General features: G+C 68.1%; 16 protein-coding genes. 14 read left to right on the plus strand and 2 right to left on the minus strand.

The annotated features are described in order from the left end of the window. Nucleotides 1–486: 486 nt before the first annotated feature. The 14 genes from secY (at nt 487) to D0D37_RS22080 (ending at nt 8,938) form a co-directional block, all read left to right on the plus strand. Nucleotides 487–1,794, plus strand: coding sequence for a preprotein translocase subunit SecY (gene secY, locus D0D37_RS22015; protein ID WP_116202459.1), 1,308 nt, complete (start codon nt 487–489; stop codon nt 1,792–1,794). Next, complete coding sequence (locus D0D37_RS22020; RefSeq protein ID WP_116202460.1) at nt 1,791–2,345, plus strand: adenylate kinase; 555 nt, start codon at nt 1,791–1,793, stop codon at nt 2,343–2,345. Before secY ends, D0D37_RS22020 begins: the two co-directional genes overlap by 4 nt. A gap of 44 nt (nt 2,346–2,389) precedes the next feature. Next, on the plus strand, nt 2,390–3,166 hold the full coding sequence (gene map, locus D0D37_RS22025) for a type I methionyl aminopeptidase (protein WP_116202461.1): 777 nt from the start codon (nt 2,390–2,392) through the stop codon (nt 3,164–3,166). Nucleotides 3,167–3,404: 238 nt separating this feature from the next. Further along, nucleotides 3,405–3,626, plus strand: coding sequence for a translation initiation factor IF-1 (infA, locus tag D0D37_RS22030; protein ID WP_004558881.1), 222 nt, complete (start codon nt 3,405–3,407; stop codon nt 3,624–3,626). A gap of 37 nt (nt 3,627–3,663) precedes the next feature. Next, nucleotides 3,664–3,777, plus strand: a complete 114-nt coding sequence (rpmJ, locus tag D0D37_RS22035; protein ID WP_004558882.1) for a 50S ribosomal protein L36 — start codon at nt 3,664–3,666, stop codon at nt 3,775–3,777. A 197-nt stretch (nt 3,778–3,974) separates the two neighbouring features. Next, nucleotides 3,975–4,355 (plus strand): 30S ribosomal protein S13, encoded by a 381-nt coding sequence (gene rpsM, locus D0D37_RS22040; RefSeq protein WP_009072337.1) that lies wholly within the window; start codon nt 3,975–3,977, stop codon nt 4,353–4,355. Beyond that, the gene (locus D0D37_RS22045; protein WP_116202462.1) at nt 4,352–4,537 is read left to right on the plus strand and encodes a hypothetical protein; all 186 of its coding nucleotides are present in this window, start codon (nt 4,352–4,354) and stop codon (nt 4,535–4,537) included. Before rpsM ends, D0D37_RS22045 begins: the two co-directional genes overlap by 4 nt. Before the next feature lie 18 nt (nt 4,538–4,555). Beyond that, complete coding sequence (rpsK, locus tag D0D37_RS22050) at nt 4,556–4,960, plus strand: 30S ribosomal protein S11 (protein WP_009072340.1); 405 nt, start codon at nt 4,556–4,558, stop codon at nt 4,958–4,960. A 23-nt stretch (nt 4,961–4,983) separates the two neighbouring features. Then, on the plus strand, nt 4,984–5,589 hold the full coding sequence (gene rpsD, locus D0D37_RS22055) for a 30S ribosomal protein S4 (RefSeq protein WP_116202463.1): 606 nt from the start codon (nt 4,984–4,986) through the stop codon (nt 5,587–5,589). Between the two features lie 102 nt (nt 5,590–5,691). Further along, on the plus strand, nt 5,692–6,765 hold the full coding sequence (locus tag D0D37_RS22060; RefSeq protein WP_009072342.1) for a DNA-directed RNA polymerase subunit alpha: 1,074 nt from the start codon (nt 5,692–5,694) through the stop codon (nt 6,763–6,765). A gap of 42 nt (nt 6,766–6,807) precedes the next feature. Then, nucleotides 6,808–7,356 carry a 50S ribosomal protein L17 gene (gene rplQ / locus D0D37_RS22065; RefSeq protein ID WP_116202464.1) on the plus strand — a complete coding sequence of 183 codons (549 nt, stop codon included), beginning with the start codon at nt 6,808–6,810 and terminating at the stop codon, nt 7,354–7,356. A gap of 72 nt (nt 7,357–7,428) precedes the next feature. Continuing rightward, complete coding sequence (gene truA, locus D0D37_RS22070; protein ID WP_116202465.1) at nt 7,429–8,265, plus strand: tRNA pseudouridine(38-40) synthase TruA; 837 nt, start codon at nt 7,429–7,431, stop codon at nt 8,263–8,265. 59 nt (nt 8,266–8,324) lie between these two features. Continuing rightward, nucleotides 8,325–8,528, plus strand: coding sequence for a CopG family transcriptional regulator (locus D0D37_RS22075; RefSeq protein ID WP_116202466.1), 204 nt, complete (start codon nt 8,325–8,327; stop codon nt 8,526–8,528). Beyond that, a complete protein-coding gene (locus D0D37_RS22080; RefSeq protein ID WP_116202467.1) occupies nt 8,525–8,938 on the plus strand; it encodes a type II toxin-antitoxin system death-on-curing family toxin in 414 nt (137 codons plus the stop codon). The genes D0D37_RS22075 and D0D37_RS22080 overlap by 4 nt, the downstream gene beginning before the upstream one ends. Before the next feature lie 209 nt (nt 8,939–9,147). On the opposite strand, the gene D0D37_RS22085 is transcribed toward D0D37_RS22080, so the two are convergent. Then, nucleotides 9,148–9,867, minus strand: a complete 720-nt coding sequence (locus D0D37_RS22085; protein ID WP_116202468.1) for a hypothetical protein — start codon at nt 9,865–9,867, stop codon at nt 9,148–9,150. 79 nt (nt 9,868–9,946) lie between these two features. Then, nucleotides 9,947–11,179 carry a type VII secretion protein EccE gene (gene eccE, locus D0D37_RS22090; protein ID WP_116202469.1) on the minus strand — a complete coding sequence of 411 codons (1,233 nt, stop codon included), beginning with the start codon at nt 11,177–11,179 and terminating at the stop codon, nt 9,947–9,949. Between the last annotated feature and the right edge of the window lie 140 nt (nt 11,180–11,319).

Below are 11,319 nucleotides of genomic sequence, written 5' to 3' on the forward strand. Positions count from 1 at the left end.
TTTGGTGGGTGGGTGGGGCTGGCTGCGTTGGTGCGGTTGGGGTGGGTGGTCCGTGAAGGGCTCCTTGAGGGAATCTGGTTCCGTGAGGGGCCCCTTGAGGGAATGGCGGGTCGTGAGGGGAACCCTGAGGGACTCAGAGTCCCTCAGGGTTCCCCTCACGGACTTGCCGCGGTGTCGTAGCCGGAGGCGTTTTTCCGTGCTGTTGTGGGAAAGCCCGCCGAACGGTGCGGGCCGAACAGGTGATCATCTGTGGTCCGACTGGCCTCACCTGCGGCTCAGCGCTGCGGGGCTGTCTCGCACTGAGACGTAAAACGCACACGCGCTGCGGGCGGCCCATGCGAAGCTGTTAGAGTCGGCGGCACGCTTCCGGGCCTGTTTGCCCTGAAGCGTTCCTGGCTTGCCAGTGAGTCAGACATCCCGCCGGTCTCGTACCGGCCAAGCCGATCGTCGGTTGGGACGACCGACGACGCCGAGGAGGTCCCCCGCGTGCTCAGCGCATTCCGCTCGGCTCTCGCGACGCCGGATCTACGCAAGAAGATCCTGTTCACGCTAGCCATCGTCGCGGTCTACCGGATCGGTGCAACCATCCCGGCTCCGGGGGTCTCGTTCGCCGCCGTGCAGGCCTGTACCGCACAGGCCGATCAGCAGGGCGTGTACCAGCTGCTCAACCTCTTCAGCGGCGGCGCGCTGCTGCAGCTGTCGCTGTTCGCGACGGGCATCATGCCCTACATCACCGCGAGCATCATCGTTCAGCTGCTCACCGTGGTCATCCCTCGGTTCGAGGAGCTGAAGAAGGAAGGCCAGTCCGGCCAGAACAAGCTGACCCAGTACACCCGGTACCTCACGATCGCGCTGGCGATCCTGCAGGCCACCGGCGTGGTCGCGCTCGCCGACCGCGGCACCCTGTTCCAGGGTTGCTCGCAGCCGATCATCCCGGACAACAGCATCTACTCGCTGACGCTGATCGTGGTCACCATGACCGCGGGCACCGCGGTGATGATGTGGCTGGGCGAGCTGATCACCGAGCGCGGCGTCGGCAACGGCATGTCGGTGCTGATCTTCCTGAACATCGCGGCCCGCATCCCGGCCGAGGGCGCCAACATCATCAGCAACGGCGGCGGCGTCGCGCTGGTCGTGGTCCTCGCGTTCGGCCTGGTGATCATCGCCAGCGTCATCTTCGTCGAGCAGGGCCAGCGCCGGATCCCGGTGCAGTACGCCAAGCGCATGGTCGGCCGCCGGATGTACGGCGGCACCTCGACCTACCTGCCGATCAAGGTGAACCAGGCCGGTGTCATCCCGGTCATTTTCGCCTCGTCGCTGCTGTACCTGCCGCAGCTGCTCAGCCAGCTGATCGGCGACCCGCAGAGCAACTCGGGCTGGCAGTCGTTCATTCAGAACTACCTGGTCAACCAGAGCAGCTGGGTGCACATCCTGCTCTACTTCCTGTTGATCATCTTCTTCACCTACTTCTACATCACGATCACGTTCAACGTGGACGAGCGTGCGGAAGAGATGAAGAAGTTCGGCGGCTTCATCCCGGGCATCCGGCCCGGGCGTCCCACCGCCGAGTATCTCAGCTTCGTGCTGGGCCGGATCACGCTCCCCGGCTCGCTGTACCTGGGCATCATCGCGATCCTCCCGAACTTCTTCCTGTCCCTCACCGGCAGCGGGAACAACCAGAACTTCCCGTTCGGTGGCACGGCTGTGCTGATCATGGTCGGCGTCGGTCTCGACACCGTCAAACAGATCGAAAGCCAGCTGATGCAGCGCAACTACGAAGGGTTCTTGAAGTGACGCGACTGGTTCTCGTCGGACCGCCCGGCGCGGGCAAAGGCACGCAGGCGGTGGCCCTGTCCGAGCAGCTGCGGATCCCGCACATCTCGACGGGCGACCTCTTCCGGGCGCACGTGGGCCAGGAGACCCCGCTCGGCCAGGAGGCCAAGCGGTACCTGGACTCGGGCGAGCTGGTCCCCGACTCCGTGACCAACGAGATGGTCCGCGAGCGGCTGGCCGAACCGGACGCCAAGGCAGGCTTCCTGCTCGACGGGTTCCCCCGCAACACCAAGCAGGCCGAGGTCCTCGGCGAGATGCTGAGCGAGGCCGACAGCAAGCTCGACGCGGTCATCCAGCTCGACGTGGCCGAGGACGTCGTCGTCGGCCGCCTCATGTCGCGCGGCCGCTCGGACGACACCGAAGACGTGATCCGCCGTCGCCAGCAGGTGTACGTGTCGGAGACCGCGCCGCTGCTGGAGTACTACGCCGACATCCTGGTGAAGGTCGACGGCGTCGGCGAGGTGCAGGAGATCTCGGACCGCGTGCTGAAAGCGCTGCGCGACCGCACGTGAATCTCGGAGGATTGCGTGTTCTGCAAGTGCTCCGCCGCGGGCGCATGATCGAGGTCAAGACGCGCGGCGAGCTGGAGGCCATGCGGTCGGCCGGACTCGTCGTCGCCCGGACTCTGGCCGCCGTGCGCGAACTCGCGCGGCCCGGAGTCAGCACGGCCGACCTCGACGAGTTGGCCGAGCAGACGATCCGCGACGCCGGCGCGGTGCCCTCGTTCAAGGGCTACCACGGGTTCCCGGCGTCGATCTGCGCGTCGGTCAACGAGCAGATCGTGCACGGCATCCCGTCGAGCAAGCAGGTGCTCGCCGAGGGCGACCTGATTTCGGTCGACTGCGGCGCGATCCTCGACGGCTGGCACGGCGACTCCGCGGTGACGCTGGAGATCGGCGAGGTCAGCGACAAGGACCACGAGCTGTCCGCGGCCACCGAACGCGCCATGTGGGCGGGCATCGAAGCCGTCCGCGCGGGCTCCCGGCTCACCGACATCTCGTTCGCCGTGCAGACCGCCGCCGAAAAGGCGAGCCGGGACGACGGCCGCGAGTACGGGATGATCCTCGAGTACGGCGGCCACGGCATCGGCCGCGAGATGCACATGGAACCGTTCCTGCCGAACGTCGGCAAACCCGGCAAGGGCCCGCGGCTCAAGCCCGGCATGGCGCTCGCGGTCGAGCCCATGCTGACCGGCGGCAGCGGCGAAACGCTCGAACTGGAAGACGGCTGGACGGTCGTCACCATCGACGGTTCGCGCGCCGCCCACTGGGAGCACACCGTCGCCATCACCGAGGACGGTCCCTGGGTTCTCACCCTGCCCGAAGAGTCCTGAGCGGCCCCGCGCCGCCACTCACAAGGGTCTACTTCACCCCCGGTCGACGGGGCACTGCACGGGTTGCGTACACTGTCAAGTCGGCGCGCTCATGCGCCGGTTCCAGCATGCTCGTGATTTCTCGCGAACCTCATGGACCCGGGGCCGAGTGTGGCCGAGCACTACCCAGTAAGCAAGGACTCGAGCTCAAAACCGATCACGTTGTGCACGTCACGCGTGCTCAGGGATTGCGGAGGACATGGCTAAGAAAGACGGGGCCATCGAGGTCGAAGGCCGCGTGGTCGAGCCGCTCCCCAACGCGATGTTCCGCGTCGAGTTGGAGAACGGCCACAAGGTCCTGGCACACATCAGCGGCAAGATGCGGCAGCACTACATCCGCATCCTGCCCGAAGACAGGGTTGTCGTGGAGCTGTCGCCCTACGACCTCTCCCGTGGTCGCATCGTCTACCGCTACAAGTGATCACGCCAGAGCCGAGCAGAGCAGGAAGCAGGAAGACGTGAAGGTTCAGCCGAGCGTCAAGAAGATCTGCGACAAGTGCAAGGTGATCCGCCGTCACGGCCGGATCATGGTGATCTGCGAGAACCTGCGTCACAAGCAGCGTCAGGGCTGACCACCGCACTGCAGCAGGCCGCTTGACGGCTACCCACCTCCCCGTGCCTGCCGGATCGCGAAAGCGATTCCGGTGCACCCCCGGACTTCAGGCCGGGGCCGGGACACCCGCGGCGCAAGCCACGGGCACGACAGGCGAGTCGGTTCCGGAACCGGACGGGGAGCAGACCTGAAGACAAACTCGATAAAGGAGCACCAGTGGCACGACTCGCTGGCGTAGACCTCCCCCGCGAGAAGCGGTTGGAGATCGCGCTGACTTACATCTACGGGATCGGCCGTACCCGCTCGAAGCAGATGATCGCTGCTGCCGAGCTGAACGCCGACACCCGCGTCAAGGACCTCAGCGACGAAGACCTCGTCAAGCTGAAGGACTACATCGACGAAAACTTCAAGGTCGAGGGTGACCTTCGCCGTGAGGTGAACGCCGACATCCGGCGCAAGATCGAGATCGGGACCTACCAGGGTCTGCGCTGGCGTCGCGGTCTTCCGGTGCGCGGTCAGCGCACCAAGACCAACGCCCGCACCCGCAAGGGCCCGAAGAAGACGGTCGCCGGCAAGAAGAAGGCTGGCAAGAAGTGAGCCTCCAGGGCAAGAAGGTCGTGCGCATGGGCGGTTCCGTCCGGCGCTCCGCGGCCTGCGCTTCGCCCAAGGCTCTCTACGCCCGCCCGATGGCACTGCGCAACCTCTACACCGACGCCGGATCCATCATCCGGCGCGGGCAGCAGGAAGCGGTCGCCGCTCACCAAGAGAACGCGCGCTAACAGGAGATCCCTCAGAACATGCCACCCAAGAGCCGCACTGCGGGGGCCAAGAAGGTCCGCCGCAAGGAAAAGAAGAATGTCGCGCACGGTCACGCGCACATCAAGAGCACCTTCAACAACACCATCGTCTCGATCACGGACCCGACCGGCGCCGTGATCGCGTGGGCGTCGAGCGGCCACGTGGGCTTCAAGGGCTCGCGCAAGTCGACTCCGTTCGCCGCGCAGATGGCCGCCGAGAACGCCGCCCGCAAGGCTGCCGAGCACGGCATGAAGAAGGTCGACGTTTTCGTGAAGGGCCCGGGTTCGGGCCGCGAGACGGCGATCCGCTCGCTGCAGGCGGCCGGCCTCGAGGTCGGCACCATCCAGGACGTGACCCCGCAGCCTCACAACGGCTGCCGCCCGCCCAAGCGGCGCCGGGTCTGAGGAACGGGGAGGAGTACTAAGAAATGGCTCGTTACACCGGCCCCGCGACGCGTATTTCGCGTCGCCTCAAGGTTGACCTCATCGGCGGCGACCAGGCTTTCGAGCGTCGCCCCTACCCGCCGGGCCAGCACGGCCGCGGGCGCATCAAGGAGTCCGAGTACCTCCTGCAGTCGCAGGAGAAGCAGAAGGCTCGCTACACCTACGGCGTTCTCGAGCGCCAGTTCGTCCGGTACTACAAGGAAGCCGTGCGGCGTCCGGGCAAGACCGGTGAGAACCTGCTGCAGATCCTCGAGTCCCGGCTGGACAACGTGATCTACCGTGCCGGCATCGCCCGCACCCGCCGTCAGGCGCGGCAGCTGGTGAGCCACGGCCACTTCCTGGTCAACGGCGTCAAGGTCAACGTGCCGTCCTACCAGGTCACCAAGTGGGACATCATCGACGTCAAGCCGAAGTCGGCGGGCACGCTTCCGTTCGTGGTCGCGAAGGAGTCCTTCGGCGACCGTCCGGTCCCGGCGTGGCTGCAGGTCGTTCAGTCGAACCTCCGCGTGCTGGTCCACCAGCTGCCGGAGCGCGCGCAGATCGACGTTCCGGTTCAGGAACAGCTGATCGTTGAGCTTTACTCGAAGTAGTCCGGCCCCGGTCGGACCCGGCGGCGGCGTCCAGAGTGCGCCGCCGCCACGCCATCCCTTCGACGTCATATGGCGGGCGTCGTCTGGAAAGGAAACCAAGAAATGCTGATTTCCCAGCGGCCGGCTCTTGGCGAAGAGACGGTCAACGAGACCCGCTCCCGGTTCACCATCGAACCGCTGGAGCCCGGCTTCGGCTACACGCTCGGCAACTCGCTGCGGCGCACGCTGCTGTCGTCCATTCCGGGCGCGGCCGTGACGAGCATCCGCATCGACGGCGTGCTGCACGAATTCACCACCGTTCCCGGGGTGAAGGAAGACGTCACCGACATCATCCTGAACCTGAAGGAACTGGTCGTGTCCTCGGAAGAGGACGAGCCGGTCACCATGTACCTGCGCAAGCAGGGCCCGGGTGAGGTCACGGCTGCCGACATCGTGCCGCCCGCGGGCGTCACCGTGCACAACCCGGATCTGCACATCGCGTCGCTGAACGGCAAGGGCAAGCTCGAGATCGAGCTGGTCGTCGAGCGCGGCCGCGGTTACGTTCCGGCCCTGCAGAACAAGCAGGCGGGCGCGGAGATCGGCCGGATCCCGGTCGACTCGATCTACTCGCCGGTGCTGAAGGTGACCTACAAGGTCGAGGCCACCCGTGTCGAGCAGCGCACCGACTTCGACAAGCTGATCCTGGACGTCGAGACCAAGCCGTCGATCACCGCGCGCGACGCGGTGGCCTCGGCCGGCAAGACGCTGGTGGAGCTGTTCGGTCTCGCTCGCGAGCTGAACGTCGACGCCGAGGGCATCGAGATCGGCCCGTCGCCGCAGGAGGCGGACACCATCGCCGCCTACGCGATGCCGATCGAGGACCTGGACCTCACCGTCCGGTCGTACAACTGCCTGAAGCGCGAAGGCATCCACACCGTTGGCGAGCTGGTCTCGCGCAGCGAGGCGGACCTTCTCGACATCCGCAACTTCGGCGCCAAGTCGATCGACGAGGTCAAGCTGAAGCTCGTCGGCCTCGGCCTCGCGCTGAAGGACAGCCCGCCCGGGTTCGACCCGTCCGCGGCTGCCACCAGCTACGACGGCGAAGGCTGGTCGGAAGGGGTCGCCGGCATCGGCGGCGGGATTTCGGACGACGGCCACGACGATGGCCAGGACTACGCAGAGACCGAGCAGCTCTGAGGCCTCGTGCCCGGACGCTGTGAGCTGAACTAGGAGAAAGTCATGCCCACCCCTACCAAGGGAGCCCGGCTCGGCGGGTCTGCCGCGCACGAGCGGCTGATCCTGGCCAACCTGGCCACTCAGCTGTTCGAGCACGGCAAGATCACGACGACCGAGGCCAAGGCCAAGCGGGTCCGCCCGCTGGCCGAGAAGCTGATCACCAAGGCGAAGCGGGGCGACCTGCACAACCGTCGCCTGGTGCAGAAGGTCGTCCGGGACAAGGACGTCGTGCACAAGCTGTTCGCCGAGATCGGCCCGCACTTCGCGGAGCGCGCCGGCGGTTACACCCGCATCACCAAGACGATGCCGCGCAAGGGCGACAACGCCGCCATGGCCGTCATCGAACTGGTCGCGGAGAAGACCGTGACCTCTGAGGCCGAGCGGGCCCGCGGCACCAAGTTCGCCAAGGACGAGGTCGTCGCCGCTCCGGTCGCCGAGGAAGCCGCTGAGGCCCCCGCCGCGACCGAAGAGGCCCCGGCTGCCGAAGAGGCCGCCGCCCCGGCTGCGGACGAAGCTGCTGCTTCGGACGACGCCGACGCCAAGAAGGACTGAGTCCTGCCGGCACTGTCTACATCGGACGAGCCCGCCGCTCCCCACGGGGAGGGCGGGCTCGTTCGTCTGCGTCTGGACGTGAGTTACGACGGTTCGGACTTCTCGGGCTGGGCCCGCCAGCCCGGCCGCCGCACCGTGCAGGCCGAGCTGGAACAGGCACTGCAGCGCCAGCCGCCGGGGGAGTCGGTGCCGAAGTCCGTGGTCGTCGCGGGCCGCACGGACGCCGGAGTGCACGCGACCGGTCAGGTCGTGCACGTCGACGTGGTCCCGTTCGAGCCCGGTGCGCCCGGCCGGATTCCGGTGGACGAACGGGGAATCCCGGACCTGACGCGGATGCGCGGCCGCTGGAACAAGCTTTTGCCCGCCGACGCGCGGGTTTTGCACGCCCGCGTGGCTCCCGAGGGTTTCGACGCCCGGTTCTCGGCCATCCGCAGGCATTACCGTTACCGAGTTTCAGATGCCCCGTGGGGAGTCGATCCCTTGCGCCGCAACGACACTCTGGCTTGGGGACGTCCACTGTCGACAGAGCGGATGAACGCCGCCGCCGAGGCATTGCTGGGCCTGCAGGACTTCGCGGCGTACTGCAAACAGCGCGAGGGCGGCACGACGATCCGCGAGCTGCAGCGTCTGGAGTGGACTCGGGTTGACGAGCATCTGCTGGAAGTCCGGGTCAGCGCGGACGCGTTCTGTCATTCGATGGTCCGGAGCCTGGTCGGGGTGTTGCTGCTCGTGGGGGACGGGCGGCGTGGAACCGAGTGGCCTGGCGAGGTTTTGGCGAGCGGGTCGCGAGACAGCGCGGTCGCTCCGGCGCACGGATTGACGTTGACGGCGGTGGATTACCCGCCGGACGAGCTGCTGGCCGCGCGGGCGGAGCAGACCCGGAATGTGCGGTCGTCGACCGAGCTTTAGGCCGGGGCGGGCGTAAAAGAGCAGGCCACCGGTGATACCAGAGTGGTATCATCAATCTCATGGCGATGACTTTGCGGTTGAACGACGAGTTGGAGCGTGCGCTCGCGTTGCTTGCCGAGGCGGACGGGGTGAGCAAGCACGAAGCGGTGGTGCGGGCGATCGCGGACGCCGCGGCCCGCCGGGTCCGGGACGACCGGGTCCGCGACCTTTCCAGCGAAGGCCGCGCCCGCTACGCCTCCCTGCTTGATCGCCTGGCACAGTGATCGACTACCTGACGCTCGACGATCTGCTCACCCTGTCGGCCGATCTCGGGGTGCCCCGGGTACGCGATCTGGGCTTGCTCGACGCGGCGGCGCACCGGCCGCAGTCCTCGCTGATGGGGCGGGACGCTTATCCGGATCTGCACGAGAAAGCCGCGGTGCTGCTGGAATCCATCGTCCGGAACCACCCGCTGATCGACGGGAACAAGCGCCTGGGCTGGATGTCGGGGTACGTCTTCTATGGGCTCAACGGCTTCGACCTGGACGCGCCGGAGGACGAGGCGTACGACCTGGTGATCGCGACCGCGACCGGGACGTTGCCGTATCAGGCGGTGGCTGAGCGACTGGCGGAATGGGCCAGCGCCATCACCGTTCCGTCGAATCTGCAGGCCCGGCGCGCTACCGAGTCCTGAAAGCCAATGCCAGGAACTTAAGCCGCGCGTGGCTCAACGCCTGCTGACCGTCCATAAAGGACGACGATCCCGCTCTCGCCACGCGCGCTGTGCCCGGCAAGAGCCGCGCCGCCCCGTCGACCTGGGATTGGTCCGGAAAGCCGTGAAGGACTCCTTGAGGGAATCAGATTCCCTCAAGGAGTCCTTCACGGCTTGTGGCCGACGAACGCTCAGTCGCCCCGGCGGACCGGACCGAGCAGTTGCTGTTCCTTCTGCGTGGTGACCAGTCGCAGCGGACGCCACAGGTTCGTGCCCAGTGCGACGACCTGGTCGTCCTTCAGCGTGGTCAGCTGGCGCATCATCTGCGGCGGCAGACGCCAGATTCGCGCCGCCAACTCAGCCTGTCCGGCGGGCAGCCGCTGCATCAGCACGAGGTCCGCCGCGTTGGCCGTGGTGCCTGCCTGCGGGTGCAGGTACGGCAGGACGTACACCGTGGTCTGCCACGGCGAACGGGGCGGAAACAGGTCCTGCGGCGTCGGGCCGCCGTCGGTGACCACGAGCAGCGGGGCGTCCTCGGACGGGCGCGGCAGTTCGACCGGCGAGAGCCGGCGGATCTGCACCAGCGGCGACGGGCGTCCGTCGCGGCTTCCGGCTGCTTGCTGCAGCACCTGCCACGCCGCGGGACGGCCAGTGGCCACGACTACCCAGGCACCCGTCGCCAAGGCGCGCATCGCGACCTGGCGGGCCAGGTAGAGACCGCCGACGAGCACGATGCGGGTCGGCTGCGAGCGCAATGCCGACACCGTCAGCGGTTCGCCCTTGAGACCGGAGCCGAGGACGACGCCGCCGCGGTCGCCGGACGGGCTGATCGCGTCGAGCATGGCCGGGTCGACCGTGAATTCCGGGGCGACGCCCGCGTTGTACCCGGCGTCGCGGACTCGAGTGCTCATGCCGCCGCCTCCTTGAGGAGTTTCACGCTGATTGCCCGGGAGGCGGCGTGAATAACGATGACTCGCTGGCAAGCGGCGCTCATGCCGTCCCTCCGATCGGCAGCGTCGCGGAGAACGCCGAAACCTGCATGCCCTTCAACGGGGTCAGGTCGACGTCCAGCCGCTCCGCGATGCTCTGCAGCCGCTGGTCGGCGGCGTCCAGCTCGCGCGGGTTGCGAGCGCTGAGCCGCACCACGCCGCGCAGGCCGATGCGGCCCTCGTCGGCGGACGGCGAGATCGCCATGGCGACCGTCGCGGACAGCGCGCGCACGCTGGTGAGCCCGTTGAGGCTGCCGCTGATCTTGCCCTTGGGCCAGCCGGTGATCGCGTAGCTGGAGTGCCCGATGCCGGCCGCGGTGACGCCGGTCCAGCTCTCCTGCAGGCCGACCTTCTCGTTCGAACCGGCGACCGCGGTGAGTTCGGCGGCCGAGATGCTGGCGCGCAGCAACTCGTCCGGGTCGAGCGGCCGGGTCGGCACGCCCTGGGATTCCAGAGCGTTCCGCACTCGCGACAGCGCACCGATCATCGCGCGGTGTGCGCCGACGACGCCGCCGCCGCGTTCCCGGATCGCTTCCGGGCAGCGCCGCGGGTCGAGCCGGACCGCGATCCACGTGGTCCGCCGGGCGGCCGCGGGCAGCGGGCCGAGCACCTCGAGATAGGAGCTGAGCGCCGGGGCGTCCGCGGGCATCGCGGCCGAACCCGGGTAGCTGTGCCAGATCATCTGGATGGAATCCAGCAGCACGCCGCGGTCTTCCAGGCACGGCGCGAGCGCGGACAGCGGAAGGCTGGGCGCGCCGCCCGCTTGGGAGATCATCGCCGGCATCGGCTCGACGAGCAGGACCGCGGTCCAGGTGCCGTCGTTCCAGGCGATGCCGACTTCCTGGCGTTCGTGGTCGACGGCGTGCGCCACGACGAGGTCCGGCACGGCCAGCCGCAGCAGGCTGACGCGCGCGTCCTCCGGGCCGGTGACGGCGCTTTCCTCGGCGAGTTCCTCGATGCTGGTCGGCGGCGGAGGGGTCGCCACGCGGCCGCGCGAGCGGAACCGGTACCGCAGCGTCAGCGAGAGCCACTGGGTGAACCAGCGGCCGCCGACGCGCAGGAACGCGAGGATCAGGCCGAGCGCCGCGACGCCGATCGCGACGTATTTGAGCCGCATGTTGATCGCGAGCAGGACGAGACCGATCGCGACGCCGACTTCCAGCACGACGAGGTTGACCACCGGCAGCGGGCCGAGCGAGATGCCGCCGGAGCGCCGCCGCGAGGGCGGGGCCATCCGGACCGCGGTCGCGGTGCCGCCGCCGGTCGGTGCGGGTTCGCTGCTTTCGGGGCCGCCGCCGCTGTTCGGGCCGCCAGGTCCTCCGGGACCACCGGGTCCGCCGCCGCCGGGTCCGCCCGGTCCGCCGGGACCACCGC

Origin of the sequence: Amycolatopsis circi, assembly GCF_003385235.1 — a bacterium.
GTDB lineage: Bacteria > Actinomycetota > Actinomycetes > Mycobacteriales > Pseudonocardiaceae > Amycolatopsis > Amycolatopsis circi.

Excerpts from the sequence above, each read along its gene's own strand:
- D0D37_RS22060 (WP_009072342.1), top strand. The coding sequence starts at position 5,692 with ATGCTGATTTCCCAGCGGCCGGCTCTTGGCGAAGAGACGGTCAACGAG.
- D0D37_RS22085 (WP_116202468.1), bottom strand. The coding sequence starts at position 9,867 with ATGAGCACTCGAGTCCGCGACGCCGGGTACAACGCGGGCGTCGCCCCG.
- infA (WP_004558881.1), top strand. The coding sequence starts at position 3,405 with ATGGCTAAGAAAGACGGGGCCATCGAGGTCGAAGGCCGCGTGGTCGAG.
- rplQ (WP_116202464.1), top strand. The coding sequence starts at position 6,808 with ATGCCCACCCCTACCAAGGGAGCCCGGCTCGGCGGGTCTGCCGCGCAC.
- map (WP_116202461.1), top strand. The coding sequence starts at position 2,390 with ATGATCGAGGTCAAGACGCGCGGCGAGCTGGAGGCCATGCGGTCGGCC.
- D0D37_RS22075 (WP_116202466.1), top strand. The coding sequence starts at position 8,325 with ATGGCGATGACTTTGCGGTTGAACGACGAGTTGGAGCGTGCGCTCGCG.
- rpsK (WP_009072340.1), top strand. The coding sequence starts at position 4,556 with ATGCCACCCAAGAGCCGCACTGCGGGGGCCAAGAAGGTCCGCCGCAAG.
- rpsD (WP_116202463.1), top strand. The coding sequence starts at position 4,984 with ATGGCTCGTTACACCGGCCCCGCGACGCGTATTTCGCGTCGCCTCAAG.
- eccE (WP_116202469.1), bottom strand. The coding sequence starts at position 11,179 with ATGGCCCCGCCCTCGCGGCGGCGCTCCGGCGGCATCTCGCTCGGCCCG.